At 62.0% G+C, this 19,859-nt stretch carries 17 protein-coding genes; 8 read left to right on the top strand and 9 right to left on the bottom strand.

Features of this window, described 5'->3' with window-relative positions:
• The first annotated feature begins 142 nt into the window (after nt 1-142).
• Nucleotides 143-1,114, top strand: a complete 972-nt coding sequence (locus PLANPX_RS20590) for an LLM class flavin-dependent oxidoreductase (RefSeq protein WP_152100545.1) — start codon at nt 143-145, stop codon at nt 1,112-1,114.
• A gap of 69 nt (nt 1,115-1,183) precedes the next feature.
• Here PLANPX_RS20590 and arcA read toward each other — a convergent pair whose 3' ends face one another.
• The 4 genes from arcA to PLANPX_RS20570 all read right to left on the bottom strand — a co-directional run bounded on the left by arcA (nt 1,184) and on the right by PLANPX_RS20570 (nt 5,420).
• Nucleotides 1,184-2,446 (bottom strand): arginine deiminase, encoded by a 1,263-nt coding sequence (gene arcA / locus PLANPX_RS20585; RefSeq protein ID WP_152101950.1) that lies wholly within the window; start codon nt 2,444-2,446, stop codon nt 1,184-1,186.
• A 15-nt stretch (nt 2,447-2,461) separates the two neighbouring features.
• Nucleotides 2,462-3,955 carry a basic amino acid/polyamine antiporter gene (locus PLANPX_RS20580; RefSeq protein WP_152100544.1) on the bottom strand — a complete coding sequence of 498 codons (1,494 nt, stop codon included), beginning with the start codon at nt 3,953-3,955 and terminating at the stop codon, nt 2,462-2,464.
• 180 nt (nt 3,956-4,135) lie between these two features.
• Nucleotides 4,136-4,876 (bottom strand): hypothetical protein, encoded by a 741-nt coding sequence (locus PLANPX_RS20575; protein WP_152100543.1) that lies wholly within the window; start codon nt 4,874-4,876, stop codon nt 4,136-4,138.
• A gap of 286 nt (nt 4,877-5,162) precedes the next feature.
• Nucleotides 5,163-5,420 (bottom strand): hypothetical protein, encoded by a 258-nt coding sequence (locus PLANPX_RS20570; RefSeq protein WP_152100542.1) that lies wholly within the window; start codon nt 5,418-5,420, stop codon nt 5,163-5,165.
• A gap of 275 nt (nt 5,421-5,695) precedes the next feature.
• Between PLANPX_RS20570 and PLANPX_RS20565 the strand changes: the two genes are divergently transcribed.
• The 4 genes from PLANPX_RS20565 (at nt 5,696) to PLANPX_RS20550 (ending at nt 10,979) form a co-directional block, all read left to right on the top strand.
• Nucleotides 5,696-6,808 carry a hypothetical protein gene (locus tag PLANPX_RS20565; RefSeq protein ID WP_152100541.1) on the top strand — a complete coding sequence of 371 codons (1,113 nt, stop codon included), beginning with the start codon at nt 5,696-5,698 and terminating at the stop codon, nt 6,806-6,808.
• A 255-nt stretch (nt 6,809-7,063) separates the two neighbouring features.
• Nucleotides 7,064-8,686, top strand: a complete 1,623-nt coding sequence (locus PLANPX_RS20560; RefSeq protein WP_152100540.1) for a carboxypeptidase-like regulatory domain-containing protein — start codon at nt 7,064-7,066, stop codon at nt 8,684-8,686.
• A 362-nt stretch (nt 8,687-9,048) separates the two neighbouring features.
• Nucleotides 9,049-10,326, top strand: coding sequence for a phosphopyruvate hydratase (gene eno, locus PLANPX_RS20555; protein ID WP_152100539.1), 1,278 nt, complete (start codon nt 9,049-9,051; stop codon nt 10,324-10,326).
• A 263-nt stretch (nt 10,327-10,589) separates the two neighbouring features.
• Complete coding sequence (locus PLANPX_RS20550; protein ID WP_152100538.1) at nt 10,590-10,979, top strand: hypothetical protein; 390 nt, start codon at nt 10,590-10,592, stop codon at nt 10,977-10,979.
• Between the two features lie 78 nt (nt 10,980-11,057).
• On the opposite strand, the gene PLANPX_RS20545 is transcribed toward PLANPX_RS20550, so the two are convergent.
• Nucleotides 11,058-12,587, bottom strand: coding sequence for an HTTM domain-containing protein (locus tag PLANPX_RS20545; protein WP_152100537.1), 1,530 nt, complete (start codon nt 12,585-12,587; stop codon nt 11,058-11,060).
• Nucleotides 12,588-12,900: 313 nt separating this feature from the next.
• Between PLANPX_RS20545 and PLANPX_RS20540 the strand changes: the two genes are divergently transcribed.
• Nucleotides 12,901-13,476 carry a hypothetical protein gene (locus PLANPX_RS20540; RefSeq protein WP_152100536.1) on the top strand — a complete coding sequence of 192 codons (576 nt, stop codon included), beginning with the start codon at nt 12,901-12,903 and terminating at the stop codon, nt 13,474-13,476.
• A gap of 142 nt (nt 13,477-13,618) precedes the next feature.
• Here the strand turns inward: PLANPX_RS20540 and PLANPX_RS27695 are convergent, their stop codons facing one another.
• From PLANPX_RS27695 to surE, 3 genes are all read right to left on the bottom strand, one after another.
• Nucleotides 13,619-14,431: a hypothetical protein gene (locus tag PLANPX_RS27695; RefSeq protein WP_194175109.1), complete on the bottom strand. Its 813-nt coding sequence runs from the start codon at nt 14,429-14,431 to the stop codon at nt 13,619-13,621.
• A gap of 232 nt (nt 14,432-14,663) precedes the next feature.
• Nucleotides 14,664-15,467, bottom strand: a complete 804-nt coding sequence (locus PLANPX_RS20530; RefSeq protein ID WP_152100535.1) for a hypothetical protein — start codon at nt 15,465-15,467, stop codon at nt 14,664-14,666.
• A gap of 191 nt (nt 15,468-15,658) precedes the next feature.
• Entirely contained in the window at nt 15,659-16,429 is a 771-nt protein-coding gene (gene surE, locus PLANPX_RS20525) for a 5'/3'-nucleotidase SurE (RefSeq protein WP_152100534.1), read from the bottom strand.
• A gap of 329 nt (nt 16,430-16,758) precedes the next feature.
• Here surE and guaA point away from each other — a divergent pair, with 329 nt between their 5' ends.
• Together guaA and PLANPX_RS20515 are read left to right on the top strand one after the other, a co-directional pair.
• Entirely contained in the window at nt 16,759-18,342 is a 1,584-nt protein-coding gene (gene guaA / locus PLANPX_RS20520) for a glutamine-hydrolyzing GMP synthase (protein WP_152100533.1), read from the top strand.
• 120 nt (nt 18,343-18,462) lie between these two features.
• Complete coding sequence (locus PLANPX_RS20515; RefSeq protein ID WP_152100532.1) at nt 18,463-19,062, top strand: transposase; 600 nt, start codon at nt 18,463-18,465, stop codon at nt 19,060-19,062.
• Nucleotides 19,063-19,176: 114 nt separating this feature from the next.
• On the opposite strand, the gene PLANPX_RS20510 is transcribed toward PLANPX_RS20515, so the two are convergent.
• On the bottom strand, nt 19,177-19,725 hold the full coding sequence (locus PLANPX_RS20510) for a DUF456 domain-containing protein (RefSeq protein ID WP_172992213.1): 549 nt from the start codon (nt 19,723-19,725) through the stop codon (nt 19,177-19,179).
• Nucleotides 19,726-19,859 lie beyond the last annotated feature (134 nt).

The raw sequence follows: 19,859 nt of genomic DNA, 5'->3' as shown, positions 1-19,859 counted from the left end.
AGATTGCTCTGCGAGTGTAACCGTCACGCCGTGGTAACCGTTATCGGCGTCGGAGACGCCTCCCACACAATTTGTTAACTAGCACTTCGTCCACCCGCCGCGGCGGGTGGCTCGTACTGCTCCCCGCCAACTAACTCCCGCCATGCCTCCGCTCTCGATTCTCGACCTCGCCTTCATTTCCGCCGGTTCGACTGCCGCCGTCGCACTCCACCGGTCGCTCGACCTCGCTCAGCATGCCGAGCGCTGGGGTTACCGCCGCTTCTGGCTGGCCGAGCATCACAACATGGTCGGCATCGCGAGCGCCGCGACCGCCGTCGCCATCGGCCACGTCGCCGCCGGCACGCAGACGATCCGCGTCGGGGCAGGGGGCGTCATGCTGCCGAACCACTCGCCGATGGTGATTGCCGAGCAATTCGGCACGCTCGAGTCACTCTTTCCGGGCCGCATCGATCTCGGCCTCGGGCGTGCGCCAGGCACCGATCAGCTCACGCTACGTGCATTGCGTCGTGACATCAACGCCGCCGATACGTTTCCGCAAGATGTGCTGGAACTACAGCAGTTCTTTGCGTCGCCGGAACCGAACCAGCGAATCCGTGCCGTTCCGGGCGCTGGGCTGGAAGTGCCGCTCTGGATTCTCGGTTCCAGCCTGTTCGGCGCCCGCCTCGCTGCAATGCTCGGGTTGCCGTACGCGTTTGCCTCGCACTTCGCTCCGGCGGCGCTCGCCGATGCGGTGAAGATCTACCGCGCCGAATTCATGCCGTCGAAGCAACTACAACAGCCGTACGTGATGGCCGGCGTCAACGTCGTCGCTGCCGAAACTGAAGCCGCCGCTCGCCGCCACTTCACGAGCATTCAGCAACAGTTCACCAACCTGCTGCGCGGCACGCCGGGCCAACTGCCGCCGCCGATCGACGATATCGACGCCTACTGGTCGCCGGAAGAAGAACTCCGCGCGGCGACAATGCTGTCATGCTCATTCGTCGGTACGGCCAGCCAAGTCCATGAGCAACTCGAACAGTTCGCCAAGCAGCACACGCTCGACGAACTCATCGTCGCCTCCGCCATCTACGACCATGCCGCCAGACTCCGCAGCTACGAACTCCTCTCCCAGTAGCCGCGGGGCAACGCCCCCGCCCGAGCGACCCGCAAGCGATCGCATCAAGCAGCCGTCGTTCAGCCGCCATCAGCCCTCGACCGCATCCCGAATAATCGGGCAGGTCATGCAATGCCCGCCGCCGCGACCCCGCCCCAGCTCGGCCCCGACGATCGTAATCACCTCCACTCCCTGTTGCCGCAGCAGCGTGTTGCTGTAGGTGTTGCGATCGTAACCGAAGACGACCCCCGGCGAGACGGCCACATAGTTGTTGCCGCTGTCCCATTGTTGCCGCTCGGCGGCATAAGAGTCGCCGCCCGTCTCGACGACGCGGAGTTTCTTTAGGTTCAACGCATCGGCTACCACGTCCACGAGCGGCTTGTTTTCCACGGTGACCTCCATCCCCGTCGGACCGTTCGCCGGCCGCAGCGAGATGGGATGGATGCGATCGACCACCTCGGGGTAAAGGCTGACCAAATCGCGGTCGCAGAACGTGAACACGGTGTCGAGGTGCATCGCGGCGCGCAGCTTCGGCATCGCCGCCACGATCACGCGATTGACGACGCCTTGCTGGAATAAGGCGGCCGCGAGTTGCGTGACGCCTTGCCGCGACGTGCGCTCGCTCATTCCGATCAGGACCGCGCCGTTGCCGATGACGAGCACGTCGCCGCCTTCGACGGTCGCCAGCCCATGGTCCGCCTCGGGATCTCCCCACCAGACCTTCACCTTGCCGGCGTAGCGCGGATGGAACTTGTAGATGGCCGTCGTCAGCCTCGTTTCCTCGCGGCGCACAGGCCAGTAGAGCGGGTTCACGGAAACGCCGCCGTAAATCCAGCAAGTCGTGTCGCGAGTGTAGAGCGTGTTGGGCAGCGGCGGGAGCAGATATTCGGTGATGCCGGTCGCTTCATGGGCCAATTTCAGGAGGTCGCTTTTCAAAATGCCCGCGACGTCGACGGTCGAGAGCCCGCCAATCAGAAACTCGGCCAGCTGCCGCGACGCGAGCCCTTCGAGATAAGAACGTAGTTCGTCGACGACGCCGAGCCCTACCTCCTCGGCGACCATTTGTTGATCGAGTAGCCACTTCTTCGCAGCCGGATTGTCGAGCGTTTCCGCCAGCAAGTTGTGCATCTCGACGACTTCGACTCCGCGGTCGCGCATCTTCGTGACGAAGTCGAAGTGGTCGCGCTTGGCGTTTTGCACCCAGGGGAGTTCGTCGAACAAGAGCGCATCGCAGTTCGTGGGCGTCAGACGCGTATGCGCCAGCCCAGGCGAACACACCATGACCTCCCGGAGTTTTCCAACCTCAGAATGCACGCCGAATGCTGGAGCATGGTTGGTCTGGATTTGCGTCATCATGCACCTTTGCTGTTAAATCGCGATGCTTCCCGTAGCTAGGCCGTAAATACCGACCGCAGCGCCGACCGTCGCCACGAGGAAAACTACCCATTCTGAGGACGAAAAGATTCGGCGCTGCTGTTCGCGTCGAGCCCAGATGTAAAGCAGTGTTCCTGGCGCGTAGATAATTGCTGAGAGCAGCAAAAATTTCATGCCCAACGCGTAGATCAAGAACGCCGTGTAGACCGTGGCGACTGCCGCTCGCACCAACTCGCCGCGTTGTTGTGCTGCAGCCTCTCCGTTACTTTGGCCGTGCCACGCGAGCATCAAGCCAAACAGCGCCATCAGCAGATACGGAATCAACGACATCGCCCCGGTCAGATCGACCATCAGTCGGAGCGCATCGGCGGAGAAGAGCGTGGCGATCAAAAACACTTGCACCATCGCGTTGGTGAGCCACAATGCCGCCGCGGGGGCGCCGTTGCGGTTTTCGCGGGCGAAGAATGTGGGCATGTCTTTGGTTTTGGCGGCGGTCCACAGCACTTCCGCCGCCAACAATGTCCACGATAAGAACGCTCCCAGCACCGAGATGATCAGCCCGATGCTGATGAACAGCGCGCCCCACGGTCCCACGACAGCTTCCAAGACTCCCGCCATCGAAGGTTGCCGCATTCCAGCGAGATCGGGACGCGCGAGTGCTCCGTACGACAGTAGCGTGATCAGCACCATCAGGCAGAGCACGCCGAGAAATCCCATGATGGTCGCCGCGCCAACGTCTTCCCGCCGTTTGGCGTACCGCGAATAGACGCTTGCCCCTTCGACTCCCAGGAAGACGAACAGCGTCACGGCCATCGTGGCGCGAACTTGTCCGTAGATCGAGGCGACCGACGCCTCCTGCCCGCCCCAAAAACTTGCGGTAAACAAATCTGCCTTGAACCCAAAGGCGACGAAGACGAGGAACAGCACGATCGGAATGATCTTCGCCACTGTGGCGATGGTGTTGATCGCCGCGGCTTGCTTCACTCCCCGCAGTACCATGAAGTGCACCGCCCACAGAATGATCGAAGAGAATACGACGGCCGCGACCGTATCGCCGGCGCCGAACAACTCCAACTGACCGCCGAGCGAATATCGATCGCCCACAATGACGTACGTCCGGCCCACGAGCGTGTACTTGATGAGCCCGAACGTCGACATGATCAGCACGAAGTACGAGACGTTGCCAATGCACGTCCCCGCCCAGTATCCGAGCGCTGACAAGAAGCCGGCGTAGTCTCCGAAGCCCTCTTTCGCGTAGGCGTAGACGCCGGCGTCGAGTTCTGGTTTGCGAACCGCGAGCGTTTGCACGACGCGCGCGAGCATGAACATGCCTGTGCCGGCAATCACCCACGCGATGAGTGCACCGGCGACTCCAGTCGCTTCGCCAAAGCGGCGCGGCAGCATGAAGATGCCGGAGCCGACCATCGACCCCACGACCATCGCCGTCAGGATCGGCAGCGAGAACTTCTTCTCCGAAGATTCGCTCATTAAACCGCTCCGCAATGCGAGGAAACAACGCAGGGGAGAGCAAAAAACGCTGTCGCGAACGATGATCGCGACCTATCGCGGGATGACAAGAATGCCGCGATTGTAAGCGGGGCTGTTCGCAATAGCTAGTATTGCTGTGCCATTGACGCCCATTTGAGAGTCAAGCGGCGCCCGCGGGAATCAGCGTCCCATCATTTGGATCTGCGACTGCAGCGGATTGTAGAAGTTCTCTCGCGCCCGCGGCACGTAGTCGTAGCTCTCGTCCGGGGAGGGGAGGTATTCCTTGTTGTGCGGCGCTGGCGCTGCACCGCTTTCTTCCAACGTCGCAATGTTCAAGACAGCCAGTGACAATTGGCTGAGGCCCGCTAGACCGTCGCCGGTGACCCACACGTAACGGTCGCCGCAGTGCGAAACGTAGCAGGCGTGCTTCGGCACGTCATGCTTCGAACCGACGCCGTACCAGCCTTGTTGCAACAGCGGCATGTAGTCGGGGCCAAGATACGAATTTAACAATGAGAATCCAACGGGATCGGCCGCCTCGCCGCGGGAGACAATTTGGTAGGCCGACCGCATCGCTCGTAACTTGTCGGGATTGACCACGGGCGCCAGCGTCCAGCCATCTTCAATTCCACGACTGCCGCCCAAGCCGAGCGTCGAGCCGAGAAAGGTGCGCGAGTCCCAGTCGAAGCCGGCGTTCGCGCTCGCGGAGTCGATGACCAACGTCCCGCCGGCGCCGATTACGGAAAAATGCGGGAGGACGTCCGGATTGCACTCGGCCGCCGCGAGGTTGTCGAGCACCTGTCGGTAGAGGATGTCTGTGTGCGAGTGCGCCTGCGTGACCGTATTACGAGAAAGTTGCGCGGCGGTGCAGCCGGGGAGCGCGCATAGCGCCGCAGCGACAATGATGAAAATGGTTCGCATCGCGGTCCCCATCGCGCGTCAGAAAAGATTCATTCGCGCACGTAGACGCGCTTAAGACGAGTGAGTGAGTGAGCGCGCCGTCATTACAACTATCGAACCGCACAATTCAGCAACTTTGGTTCGACTATGTTGAAGGTAGAAAATTGAGCACTTGCGCCCAGGTCGCCGCTAGCAGTGCCTGCATCGGGCTTCACTGAGGCCGATGTTAGGGCTGCGGCTAGAGCACCCGGTAGCCGCGGGGCAACGCCCCCGCCGGAGCAACTTCCGCAACGTTCAAGCCCGCCAGCTACAAGCTGCGAAAAACCGAAACCACAATGTCACCGACAATCACCAGCGCGAATAGAATCATGGCAAACGCCAGCAGCCGAAAGCCGGCTCGCTGTTCGTGGTCCTCTGCTGGGTCTTCAGACTTGAGATTGGCTTCGTTTAGCTCAATGCTGGCCTGGCATCGTTTGCAGATTCGCAACGGCTCTCCGTGGTAGGCCGGCACGCTGCGAATTTCCTCCAACCACTCTTCATCGTCAAGAAAGTTGAGCGACTCCATTTCGTAAATGAACTCGCGACTTGGTTCTAATACCGCCTCGCAGTAATCGCAGTAGCTCTTAGCCATAGACTATTAAAGGCGAGGAATTCCGCTCTACCGTCTAACTGTCTGCTTATTAGGAAAGCAAGTCCGCGTCAATTTACCGTTTCTCGGCATTCGCTGGCGACTGGAAGTGTCGCGTTTTGTGCGACTACGGTAGAATTGAGCTCGCAACGCTGACTCGACTATTCGTATCGCGGGCGGACTTTTCTCTACCATCTTTGGAATCAATCTTTATGTCGAACTCCGACTCCTCGCTCAATCGTCGCGCGTTCACGAAGCAGGCCGCAGCCGGTTCACTGGCCGCGCTCGCAGCCCCCGCGATTCTTTCCGCCGCGAAGACCGATTCAAAACGCCCCATCGTCGGCGTCGGCGAACATCAATACGAAGTCGACCACCAGTGGGCCAAGCTACCGGAGAAGTTTACCTGGCAGACGACGCACAACGTCGCCGTCGGCAGCGACGGGTCGGTGTACGTCATTCACGAAGGTCGCGCGAACCAACCGGAGCATCCCTCGATCTTCGTCTTCGATCCCCAAGGAAACTACATCCGTTCATTCGGCAGCCAGTTTCAAGGAGGCGGCCACGGCCTCGATCTGCGTAAAGAGGGGAACGACGAGTTCGTCTACGCCACCGCGTACCACGCGAAGCGTTCGTTCGCCAAGCTGACGCCGGAGGGCGAGACCGTGTGGCATAAGTTCGCGCCGATGGAATCGAAACGCTACGCCGAGGGCGAAGACAAGCCGCCGGTGAAGGACAACCCGTGGGGCCGCGATCGGTTCCTGCCGACGAACTTTGCGTTCTTGCCGGACGGCGGGTTCTACCTCGCCGATGGCTACGGCGGCTACTGCATGCATCGCTACGACGCCGACGGCAACTGGAAGAGCAGCTTCGGCAAACTCTCCGAGGGCGAGAAACCGGCTGACGGCACGTTCAACACGCCGCACGGCGTTTGGATTGACGCCCGCGGCGCGGAACCGCTCGTCGTCGTCGCCGATCGCGCGAACGCGCGGTTGCAGTGGTTCACGCTCGACGGCGAACACCGTCGCACGCAGGACGGCTTTCTGCTGCCGGCGAACGTCGATTCGCAAGGCGAACTGCTGCTGGTGCCCGATCTCGTCGGCCGCGTGACGCTCCTTAACGGTAAGAACGAAGTGATTGCCCATCTCGGCGACGATAGCGAGCGGATGAAAGCCGACGAAAGCAAAGCCATTCGCGGCGACGAATCGAAATGGGTCGACGGCAAGTTCGTCCATCCCCATGACGCCTGCTTCGACGCCGACGGCAACATCTACGTCACCGAGTGGGTCGGCACCGGGCGGGTGAGCAAGCTGACGAAGGTTTCCTGAGCGGCCGTCGTTGCCCGATAAAAACACCGCGTTTGCGTCGCCGTTTGTCCGCGGCGGCGCAAACGTGGAAGCACGCGAGGGGCCAAGCCATCGGCCTTCGTTTGAGGGCCGGTCGCGAACACGCGGGGGCAGAAGCCGTTCTGCCCGTCTGGAAACAGGTAAAGAGGCTCAGCTGGTGGCGTTTCGTGTTTTGTGAATATATGATGGGGATGTTTGTAAATCCATCTCCGCCGATCTTCACGAGATTCGCGTCACATGAATTCTCTTCGCATTCTGCTCGCCTCGCTCGCGGTCACGCTGATCGCCTCGCCTGCACTGGCTCAGCAACAAGTCCGCCTCAAGTCGGGCGGCGTGCTTCTCGGCGCCGCTGCGGTTGAAGGCGCCGAAGCAGTGGTGCAAGTGGGCGACTCGACGATGCGCGTTCCGCTTGCCGATATCTCTGAAATTGCGGCCGTCCCGCAGGCCGAAGAACCGCAGCCGCAGCGACTGTTGCGAACAGCATTGGAAGCCAAGATTCTCAACGGGGCCGATAAGGAAGTCGTCGGCTTACTGGCCGAGGCGGCGCGGCTGGCTCCGGAGGATCCGCAAGTTTTGTTCTGGTATGCGACGAGTTTGTTGGACGCCGGCTACGGCCAAGCGGCGCACGAAGCGCTGGAGCCTCATCTCGCCGCCGTTCGCAAGGCATACCCGGGCGCCGCCGATCGCCTCGCCGTGCGGATTGAGCAACGACTGAAGATCGATCGTTTGCCGGTTGAACTGGTGGAGCGACTCGATCAGTTGGCTGAAGACCCGCATGGCGGACGAGCGAACAACGGCGATCGCGAGCAGATTGCGAACTTTGCAATCTTTCGCGTGGTCGATCAGCATGACGAGCCAGTCTCGATGACGCAAAATTCGATCCAAGGCGGCGGCAACAACGAGCGTCTGGAATCGTTTTCCGAGGGTTACAACCTGTTCTATTTCTTTAACTACCCGGGCAACCGTTCGCAGCCCGTGCAGTTGGTCGTCAATCAGTCCGGACTGCGGCCGCAAGAGATCGAGCTGTCGGTCGCAACATCGATCTACTCGTCTCCGCAGGAGCTGAAGGTTCATCGCTACGTTGAAGAAGACAAACGCGACGTGAAGATTCGCGTCGTTGATCAGGCTGACAAGCCAATTGAAGGAGCTCAAGTGACCCTGGTAGGGGGTGATCGCTACGGCGGCGGCAGGAACTCTCACGTTTCGACCGAAACCGATGCCGACGGGAATGCGACCGTCAAGCTGTTCCCCGGGCAGTATCAGCTCATGGCGGCCGCAGCGGGATACGTTAGCGGAGGGAGCCGAATCAATCTCAGCGTCGAGGGGGACGCAGGAAAGCTGCAAACGGTCAAATTGTTCCCGCTGGTCAACGCCGATGTTCGCATTGGTTGGCAATGGATTCCAACGCAAGGAGGCGGGCCTACTTCCGGCGAAACGATGCTGCCGTGGACGGGCGGGGTCAACTACGACGGGAACAACCGCTCGCCGTTACATATGCTGAGACTTGATCAAATGCGCGACGAGTTGTTCGTGGCGTTCATGGTGCAACCCATGGACGCCAGTTCGCGGCAGATGCGGAGAGGCGTCGATCTCCATCAGATGGACGTCGACGGCGACAGTGCGGCCGCGCAGAAAGAATTTGCGGCGTTCGATTTGGGCGATTTGAGCGATCGCGAAAAATTGAAAGCGAAGTGGCGTCCGCTCGCGGTGGCGCCGGGACGTCCGCAGAGTCGCTTCGGCGTGACGTTCGGAGAGATCTACGCCGGCAAGTTTTTCACGCAAGACCCGCAAACCGGCCAGCCTGGCGAGATGCGGTTCAAAATCTTGTTGGAGAAGAGCGGAACTGAAGCCGCGGAGTAGTCGTCTCGAGCTTGCGAACGTAAGCGAAAAAAGAAGAGAAACCATTAACCGCGAATCTGCGGAATGTGAACGGGAAGCTTGTCCCTTCATTCGCGGCTATTCGCGTGATTCGCGGTTCGTCATGGCTCCGCATTGTCATTTCCCCCGTCGTGCTCGTCGTGCCGTCGTGGTTCAACGCCTTCTGAATTCCTTGGCGCTCATGGCGTCCTTGGCGGTTCAAAATGGGCGGCTTTTACCGCCCCAGCCGGCTCGCCGCCCCCCGCTCGACAGCCGCCCGGCAAACCCTAAAATGGCGGGTTCTACGCATCTCGAAACAGATCGCTAAGCGAACCAACCCACCGTCCATCCAAAAGGACCCCGCCATGAGCACGATTGTTGACATCCGCGGCCGCCAAATCCTCGATTCCCGCGGCAACCCGACCGTGGAGGTCGACGTCACCCTGTCGGACGGTACCACCGGCACCGCTGCCGTGCCGAGCGGCGCCAGCACCGGCGCCCACGAAGCCAACGAACTGCGCGACGGCGACAAGGGTAAGTGGGTCGGCAAGGGGGTCTCGAAGGCCGTCGCCAACGTCAACGATAAGATTGCCGACGAGCTGATCGGCATGGACGCGATGGACCAGATCGCGGTCGATCGTCGCATGATCGATCTCGACGGCACGCCGAACAAGAAGGAACTCGGCGCCAACGCGATCCTCGGCGTCTCGCTCGCCGTCGCTCACGCCGCGGCCCGCTACTGCGAGCTGCCGCTGTTCCGCTACCTCGGCGGTTCGAACGCCCGCGTCCTGCCGGCGCCGATGATGAACATCCTCAACGGCGGCCAGCATGCCGACAACTCGGTCGACGTCCAAGAGTTCATGGTGATGCCGCTCGGGTTCGACAACTTCAGCGAAGCCCTTCGCTGCGGCGTCGAAATCTTCCACAGCCTGAAGAAAGTGCTCCACGATAAGAAGCTGAACACCTCTGTCGGCGACGAAGGCGGTTTCGCTCCCGATCTGCCCGCCAACGGCGATGCGTTCGGCATCATCCTGAGCGCCATCGAGAAGGCTGGCTACAAGCCGGGCGAGCAAGTCTGGTTCGCGCTCGACGTCGCCAGCACCGAATTCTACGACACGAAGAAGAAAGTCTACACGATCGACGGCAAGGAACTCGACTCGGCCGCCATGGTCGACCTGCTCGCCGGTTGGGCCGAGAAGTACCCGATCTGCTCGATCGAAGACGGCTGTGCCGAAGACGACTGGGCCGGTTGGAAGCTGCTGACCGAGAAGCTCGGCGACCGTTGCCAATTGGTCGGCGACGACCTGTTCGTCACCAACGTCGAGCGTCTTCAGAAGGGCATCGACGAAGGGATCGCCAACAGCATCCTGATCAAGGTGAACCAAATCGGCACGCTCACCGAGACGATCGACGCGATCAACCTCGCCCACCGCAACGGCTACTCGAGCATCTCAAGCCATCGCAGCGGCGAGACCGAAGACGCGACGATCGCCGACCTCGCCGTCGGTTTGGCCACCGGCCAGATCAAGACCGGCTCGGCAAGCCGCAGCGACCGGATGGCGAAGTACAACCAGCTCCTCCGCATCGAAGAGATGCTGGGCGACGGCGCCATCTACGGCGGTCCGCTGTTCAAGAAGAAGTAACTCGCTGAACGCACGTTCGCGGTTGAGATTTCACCGCTGATGGACGCTTATCGGCGCTAATGGACAACTCGTCTCCATTAGCGTCTGATGAGCGTTCATCAGCGGTTTTTTATTGTCCCTGCTTCGAGGAGAAACTTGTGGGAGGGATCTCCGATCCCGAAGCGGCTTTCTTGGCCGTAGCGGCTTGGAGTGGTGACCGGAATCGGCGTCGGAGACGCCTCCCACAGAGTCGTTCGTTTCTTTGAGCGTCATTGCTTGGAATCATGGCCAAAAGTCTTCGCCAGCCCGACCCTCCGCAGCCGGCACGGCCGCCGATCACCGATTCGCCGTGGCTCTGGTTCGCGCTGTTCACCGCGGTTGGTCTGGCGGCGCTGCTCGCCACCGGCGGCAAGTTCGGCAAGCGGCAGGCGAGCATCGAGAACAAGTACCAAGCTCGCTCGGCGATCGCGAGCGGCTCGCTGGAGATCAAGGCAGACGGCGACGGCGAAAAGCGGGCCGTCGGCACGCCGAATTACTCGACGCCCGACAACCCGGTGATTCCGATCTGGCCGCTGGAGATCATGCTGGCGGTGATGTTTACCGGCTCGCTGACGATGCTGCTACGCGAGCGCTTTCGTCGATTGGATAATGGACAGGATCACAGGATTTCATAGGTCGACAGGATAAGGCAATGCGATGCTTAGATGACATCCTGTCAATCCAATCAATCCTGTGATCCTGTCCAGTCTTAATCAGAAATCATCGCCATTCCGCAGCGCCTCGGCGAAGTTGCCCCCTTCGCTTAGCACCTGCTGGGCGAGCATCTTGCGAACGTGATCGCCGCCGATGCCGTGCTGATCGAACGCCTGCGTGTAGTAGTAGAAGTCGAGCCGCACCACTTGTTCATCCTCGGGATGCGTCGCATTCCAGTGGCGAACGAAGTAGTCGGCCATTGGCTGCCGGTAGGGCGTGCAATTCTCGGAGCAGATCCGCAGGTGCAGTTTCCGCCAGCGATGGTTAGAGAACTGCCGCGAGGAGAGGGCGGGCTTCTGCTTGAGAATCTCGCTGCCGCCGCTGAGCAGATCGACCGACTCGCCGTTTTTCAGGCGTGCGTGGTAGACGAACCAACGATCTTGCCGCGGCGGGCGGCCGAAGACGCCCCAACTTTGCCGCAAGGTCGTCAGGTGGGCTGCGGCCCGCATTCCCCAGTCGAACCGGTTCATCGATCGGGGCGAGATCTCGCTGGTGACGTTCCAGTAAATTGCCACAACGAGCAGCGCCAGCACGCTAGCGGAACCGGCCCAGCGGAGCTTTCCGCGCGTCGGCGATGCGTGAGCGGGGGCGATGGGCGCCAACGAATTGATGTCGAACCTGCTCCACCGATTCCAAAACTCGCTGGGCAGCATTCCCATCCAAACGGCGATCGCCGCGTACGAAAACAAACCGACCGTCATCGTCACGGCGATGCCGACGTGCAGTAACACGAAGCCGATGATCGCAACCATCCGCAGCCGGGCCGTTTGCCACGGAATGAACAACAGCAATGGCCCAAGGAGTTCAAACCAAACCGTCGCCCGGCTGAAGAATTGCGTCAGGGCAGGGTAGTCGCTGAGCGCCGCCCCGAGCGGCAGCCCATAGAGCCCAAACTTAAACACATTCCCCAGCGCGTCCTCGCGGAGCCAAGCATCGTTCCACTTCGCCCATCCCGCGAACCAGTAAACGAGCGCCAACTGCACCACGAGCGCGAAAGTCGCAGCGGAGAAAAATGGATTCGAGTAACGGCTCAACGAGAAGGATCCAGGCGAGCCGGAGGGTTTATCCCTCCGGTCTTCATTCTTCCGGTACGAATCCAACGACCAAACCGCCCCCAACGGCAAAAACATCCCCCAAAACAACGCCACCCGCAGCAGCGTGTCGCCCGCGTTCAGCACCAGCGGCATCCGTATCTGCACCGACGCGAGCAAGATCCACGAACCAACCGTCGCCAGCCGCGTCTGCCAGCCCACGAGCAGCGCGACCGCCAGCAAGGCCGCAATGCCGAACAGCGTCGCCTGCCACGCGTCGGAACCGTTTAAAAGGTGCAGCGACCAAGCCGGAATCCGCTGCAGGCTGCGCACCATCTCCACCGGCGCCATGCCGCTCGAAGAATACATGGCGCCGAAGTCGCTGAACCGGATCGCCAAATCGGTGAGCACGACGCCGGCGAGGCCCACGCGCATGACGGCGAGCGACCGGAGGTCGAGACCAAAGACGGCGCGGAAGGCTTCGCGTGCTGCTCGCATCGTAGTTTCATTCTATTCGGTCGCCGGCGGTTTGATTTTGCTGCAGCGTCCGATTCGGGACGAAAGATGTGGCGGCGGCTAGCCAATCGCCCTATCATCGGTAAGGGCCGCACGATGCGACGAACGAATGCGATCGCACCGTCTTGGCCCAGAAAGTCTTTTGTGGGAGGCGTCTCCGACGCCGATTTCGCTTACCAATCCGGAGCCGCTAAGGCCAAGAGCGTCGCTTAGGGGTCAGAGACCCCTCCCACACAGTTTTTATGCAAAGCTCGATCGCACCGTCCGCTGCGGCGAGGAATCAGGAGGCGAGGCGATGACGTTCTTTACCGAAAACGAGCTGGGAATCGCGGTTATCGGCGGGCTGGCGATTACGTTGACGCTGGTCTTTTTCATGACGCGGCGGACCAGCGACTCGCTGGGCGCGTTCGCGGCGGCCGTGGCGGCGACGATCGGCCTGTTGGCGATTGAATGGTTTGTTCAGACCGACCGCGAGCAAGTTGCCGCCGCCGTTCACGGCATTTATGCCGCGATCGATCGGAATGATGTCGACGGCGTGCTGGCGTACGTCTCTCCGACCGCCACGGACATCCGCTCCGATGTGCAAACGCTGATGCCGATGGTGAAGGTCGAGAGCGCCGGCAGCGGACGGAACGTCGAAGTGACCCTCAACGAGTCGGCGAGCCCAATGACGGCGACCTCAACCTCGCGGGCGTTTCTCAACGGCACCCACGTCCAGAGCGGCCATCCCGTTCCTTACGTCAACCAACGCGTCGATCTCGAGTGGATGAAACTCGGCGACCAATGGCTTCTGACCGGTTACACGGCCTACTACGACGGCAAACCTATCGACGCCGTGAACAGCGCACGGACGAATCGGGCTGTACCGTGAATCGACAGAACTGAACCGCTCTGTTGGTTTGTGGGAGGGGTCTCCGACCCCGATGCCACGCTCCACTCCAGCAATGTTGCGGTTGGCGGTACGTCATCGGCGTCGGAGACGCCTCCCACAGAACCGTCGTGGTGAGTTCTAATTAATTCTGATGATGCCCGCCGCCATGGTGGCCGCCGTTGCCAAAGTCTTGCGGCGGCTTATCGTAGTAAAAATCACGATTCGGCGTGCGGTACTGCGGTTCGCGATAGCCATCGGCGCCATCGGGATCAAGTCGGCCCGCATCAGGCACGCCATAGCCCGGCCCGTAGCCGTAGCCATACCCGGCCCCGCCGGGACCAGCCCACGGCGGAACACCGCCGCCGCCCGGACCATAACCTCCGCCTCCACCCGGGCCGTATCCACCGCCGCCATAGCCGCCGCCTCCGTAACCGCCAGCGCCGCGGTATCCCCCGCCGCCGCCAAACCAACCGCCGTAGCCGGGGATGTACATCTGGCTCTGGCCGCCGGCGATGGTCGAACCGCGCCAAGCGTCATGAAAACGTTCCCACTCGGCGTCCATCCCGCCGCGGCCGTTGCCGAAGCTGGTGACGCGATAGATCGTGTCGACCGAGCCGTCGCCGCCGCGGAGGATGATCCGGTTGCGCGAGTAACCGCTCGTCACTTGGCGTGGATCGCCCAGTGGTTCAATCGGCGGCTTCATCGCATACTGCGCGACGCGAGCCCCGGTGGCCGGATCGTGGGTGAACCGGCTCGGCATGAAGATCCAGCTATCTTGCGCGGGCGGGCACGCCGGGGGCGCTGGCGGCGTCCGCAACGGCGTCACGGCACAGTTGTCGGGAGCGGCTGCATCGGCGCGGTTGAACAACATCACGGCGAGCACCGCCGCGGCGAGGATCAACTTCCACGCGAATGTGGGAATGCCGAACAGTGAATTGGAGTCGGAGCGATTCATGGCACGTCAGGGAAGCGAAGTCGTGGGGGACGAGGCGTTCGCTTCCGTGCGTCTTGTAGGAGAAGGCTGCCGGCTTTCAGCGTCGGCGGCTGCCAGACCTTGATGCATTCGCGGCGTGCGAGCACCCGTCTGGCGAGACAGCCGGCGGCCAAGAGCCGACAGCCCCCTCCCAGTTCTCTCCGTATCTCTCTCACTCCATGCTAATCAGCGCGGAGCGTGGTTCAGAAAAGCGTTATTCCGACAGGCCGTCGGTCGGCGAGACGCCGCCAAAGCCAGCGGCCCGTTCGCGTAGATCGAGCGGATTGCCGGCGTCGTCGCGGCCGCCTTCTGGTTCGCCAGGGGCAGGTTCGGCGGCCGGTGCGGCAGCGGCGGGAGCAGCAGCCGGATCGGCCGGCGGCGGGCTGATTTGAGTGGTCGGCGGAACGTAGGCTGGTTCTTCCGGTTCCAGGCTGCCGCCGAGTTGTGCGATGGCTTGTTGCGGCGTCGTGCCGGCCGGAACTTTCGAACGCGGGCTGCCCGGGACGAGGCGAATTTGCAAGCCGATTTCGCCTTGTTCTGGCACGTAGCAGTACTCTTCGTCCTCCGGAATCTTCGGCAACGGCTGCCCGTTGAGAGCCGGAGCAACCACTTCCTTCATGAAGATTTCTTGCGTCTTCGGGAACTCGAAGTCGTGTTGCGGATTGTACAGTTGGTTCGCGTGATCGATGGCGATGATCATCATTTCATGCTTCGCATAGAAGCCGGCGGCGGCAGTCGTGCCGAGGCCGAGAGCGTTCGTTCCTTGGGCCTGCCGGCGCGAACGGCGGCCTTGAATCGGATCGTGCGAATTGAACTTCCGCGGAATGTCGGTGACGGGAGTCTCGTCTTCGGGCATCTCCTCGCCGGGAACGCCGGCCACAATCGGCTTTTCTTTTTCCGCCGGAGCTTCAGCCGCCGGAGGCGTCGCCGGCCCAGTCGGCAGAGCAGGGGCGCCGCCGCAGCCTAGCGAGGCGGCGAAGGCGAGAGCGACGGCGGAGCGATAAGTCGAGGCGTTCATGCCAATACTCCTTCCAAGAGATTAGGCCGTTTCTTTTCAACACAGAGAGCACAGAGGACACAGAGAAGAAAGCTGCCAGCGCTCGGCCGTCAGCAATATCATGGGGAGTCGTGTTTCATCCCCGCCCTCTGTGATCTCTGTGTCCTCCGTGTTGAATGTATTTGATTTGAATTGATTTCTCAGGCGGTCAGTTAACTACCAGTTGCGGCCGCGAATTGCCAGCGCCGCATCTCGGCTAACTTGTCGCGGCGAGTGAGGTCAAAGTCGAGCGGCGTCAGCGTAATGTTTCCAGCACGAAGTTCAGCCAGGTCGGTTGTCGCGTCGCTTGCCGGCGCCGGTTGTTTGCCCGTCGCCCAGTAGTAGGGCCGACCGCGGGGATCGTCGCGGCGCTCGTAGCTTTCGCCCCAGGGAGCGATGCACATCGGCGTCACGCGAACTTCCGACGGCCGGTTCAGAGCCGCGAGCGGAATGTTCAGGTTGTAAAGTTGTGGTTCCGGTCCCTTTTGGGCGAGGATTTGCGAAATGATCGGCACGGCCAACTGGGCCGCGATGTCGTAACGAGCTTGCTCATCCCACTCCAGCGAGACGGCGACGCTCGTGACGCCGAAAAAGGCGCCTTCGATCGCCGCCGACACCGTGCCGGAGTACAGGACGTTGATTCCCGCGTTCAGTCCGCTGTTGATTCCGCTGACCACGAGTTGCGGGCGAGCCGAGCACAACTCGGAAATCGCCAGCTTCACGCAATCGGCGGGACTCCCTTCGACCGCCCACCCGCGCTGCCGCGTCCCGTCGTAAGCTTCGCGGGCCATCAGCGGCGTGCGGTAGGTGATCGCGTGGCCGACGCCGCTCTGTTCGGTGAGAGGGGCGGCGACCTCGACGGAGCCGATCTTTCGCAACTCGTGTTCCAGGGCCGCCAAGCCCGGTGCATAGATGCCGTCGTCGTTCGTAAGCAGGATCTGCATGCCGTAAACCGCGGTGAAATAGGGCGTTACTTCGCTGGCCGTTAAAATCACTATAAGCGTTCGCGTTGCGGAGAAGCAACGTGGCGTGGCAAGGAGGCAACAGGAGCCGCGGGTCAACGAGCCGCCGGAGCGGATACAAATGGGGAATGCTGAATGGGGAATGGGGCGGCGAGGTGGCCTATTACCCCATTCCTCATTCCCCATTCGGCATTCGAGCCACCGCTCCGGCGGCTCGTTGAGCCGCGGCTACCGCGAAACCAGGCGCCTAGACCTTCCCCGCCCGCAGGCTCTACAATCACTGGTTTTCCCGAAAGCCAACGGCGAGATTCATGACGACCGCCTCTCCCAGCTCCGTCGAACCGCGAGGAGGCGCTGCCGGACAGCGCGTGCTCGTTCTCGATTTCGGTTCGCAGTACGCCCAACTGATCGCCCGCCGCGTCCGCGAGCAGAACGTTTACTGCGAGATCGTGCGGCATAGCATCACCGCCGAGCGGGTGCGGGAACTGGCGCCGATCGGCATCATCCTTTCCGGCGGCCCGTCGAGCGTCTACGCCCAAGGCGCCCCGCTCTGCGATCCGAAGCTCTTCGAACTCGGCATTCCGGTGCTCGGCATCTGCTACGGCATGCAGCTGATGTGTCAGGCACTGGGCGGAAAAGTCGATAGCGCCCCAGCCCGCGAGTATGGCCGCGCCGAGTGCGACATCGTCGAAGCCGACGGCCTGTTCGCCGGCGTCCCGAAGCAGACGCAAGTTTGGATGAGCCACGGCGACCAGGTGGCCGGCATCTCGAACGACTTCACGCCGCTCGCCAAGACCTCGACCTGCCCGTACGCGGCAGTGAAGCACAAGCGGCTGCCGTTCTTCGGCCTGCAGTTCCACCCCGAAGTGACCCACACGCCCGAGGGCTCGACCGTTCTTCGCAACTTCCTTCACGGTGCGTGCGGCGCCGAGGGAACTTGGAAGCTCGGCGACTTCGCGGCCGAGACGATTGAGCGGATCCGCCAAGAAGTCGGCAACGACCGCGTCATCTGCGGCCTCTCCGGCGGCGTCGATTCGTCCGTGGTGGCGGCGATGCTCGCCAAGGCGATCGGCCCGCAGCTTTCGTGCATCCTCGTCGACAACGGGCTGCTGCGTCAGGCCGAGGAAGAAGCGGTCGTCGCCGAGTTCACGCAACACTTCAAGACCGACCTCCATGTGGTGAAGGGGGAAGAGCGCTTCCTCACCGCACTCGCCGGCGTCACCGATCCGCAAGAAAAGCGTCGCCGCATCGGTCACACGTTCATCGACTGCTTTGTCGACGAAGCGAAGAAGATCAAAGGCGCCAAGTTCCTCGCTCAGGGAACGCTCTATCCCGACGTCATCGAAAGCGGCGCCGCCCCCGACGGGCCGGCCGACACGATCAAGCTCCACCACAACGTCGGCGGCCTGCCGGCGGAACTCGGGTTCGAGTTGATCGAGCCGCTGCGTGATTTGTTCAAGGACGAAGTCCGTCGCCTGGGCTTGCAACTCGGCCTGCCGGAAGAAATCGTCTGGCGGCATCCGTTCCCCGGGCCCGGCCTCGCGGTTCGCTGCCTCGGCGAAGTCACGCGAGAAAAGCTCGACACGCTGCGGGCGGCCGACGCGATCGTCGTCGGCGAAATCAAGGCGGCCGGCCTCTACCGTAGCACGTCGCAAGCCTTCGCGGTACTGCTGCCGGTGCAAAGCGTCGGCGTCATGGGCGACAGCCGCACCTACGACAACGCTCTTGCGGTGCGTTGCGTGAACACCGATGACTTCATGACCGCCGACTGGAGCCACTTGCCGTACGAAGTGCTGGCAAGGATCTCGACGCGGGTCATCAACGAAGTGAAGGGCGTGAACCGCGTGGTGTATGACATCAGCTCGAAACCGCCGGCGACGATTGAGTGGGAGTAGGGGCGACTGAGCCGAGATTTATGCAGGTTTTCTGCATAAATCGCAGTTCGAGGAGCGAAAAAGCCGAAAATCGGAGTTCGGACTGGTCGCTTAAGCGACCAGTCCGGTAGATTTTCCGCTATGAGCGACTTCAAGCGAATCCAAAAGAGTTCCTCCTCTTCGGTCGAGCACTTCAAAGGCCGCCACCGCTTCGAACACTGGTACATCGACAACCAGGTGTACTTCCTCACCGCCCGCTGCCGCGAACGCCATCCCGCGTTCGCAACGGAGCAGGCGAAGGCGATCTTCTGGGGTCGCTTCGACCACTACGCCGCGAAGTATGGCTTCGTGCCGTGGATCACCAGCCTCCTCGATAACCACTACCACTCGCTCGGTTACCTACGCATCGGCAAGAACCTCGGCCCAATGATGCAACGCGTTCACGGTTCGGTCGCGAAGCTGGTGAACGACACGCTGCCGGAACGCCGCGTGCCGTTTTGGAGCGAGGAAGGCCATCGCGATTACTTCGACGGCGCTATTCGCGACGAGAAGCAGTGCCGGCAGGCGTATAAGTACACGCTCAGGCAAGCAGTGCGGCACGGGATTGCGAGCGATTGGCGCGATTATCCGCACACCAGAGTGGCGATCGATCTCGACCGCGGCGTGAAGCGGGCGCTCGAACTGAAAGCGTTCCTCGAAGGCGTGCCGTACAAGCGGTACCAGAACCAGAAGCCTCGTTAGAGCTTCAACACCGATCCGGCGTGGAGACCGCATTGGACTGGTCGCTTAAGCGACCAGTCCGAACCCTCGCTTGATTGCGCCTCCTCGAACTTGAACCCGAACGCCCCGCAGGCCTCACCCCACCAGCGCATCCACCGTCATCACTCCCAGCATGACGGCCCCGACGGCGAACTTCCCCACCGTCCCCCACAGCCGCCCCGCAAACGCTCCCCGCGCCACCGCCATGCTCTCGCTGTGCGGCCGCTCGATCGACTTCTCGCCCAAGTAGGCCCCGGCAAACGCCCCCAGCGATCCTCCGAGTAAGGCCGCAATCACCGAGCCGATCACCGGCACCGGCAGCCCCAGCATCGCTCCGCCGATGCTCCCCGCCATGCCGCCAATCAGCGAGAAGACGATCGACCGCCGGCTTGCCCCTTGCTTGGCGGCGCCAGCAGCCCCTGCGAAGAACTCGATTACCTCGCCCAGCACCGCCAGCCCCGCCATGATGCCGACGGTCGTCCAGCCGATGCCGTGCCCGCCGACGTCCGACGCCAGCCAGGCGAACAGCGCCGCCATCCCCAGCAAGATCCAATTGCCCGGCAGGCTGAACAGGTTCGTCAGCCAGCAGAGGCCGCCGCAGCAGACCAGCAAGATCGCCAGGGTGTAGTAAAGCCAGGGATTCACGGCGCCTGCACTTCGGGGAGAGAGATTGGTAAAATCACATCCTGCGCGGCCAGCCGCGCGGCGTGAGCGATTGTACCCGCTGATTCGCTCCGCCGCGGCCCGTCTTGGTCGGCAGTCACCTGAACATCGCTCCC

This window comes from Lacipirellula parvula (genome assembly GCF_009177095.1).
In the GTDB taxonomy this organism is placed as follows: domain Bacteria; phylum Planctomycetota; class Planctomycetia; order Pirellulales; family Lacipirellulaceae; genus Lacipirellula; species Lacipirellula parvula.
This window is presented reverse-complemented; position numbering and strand designations above follow the sequence as displayed.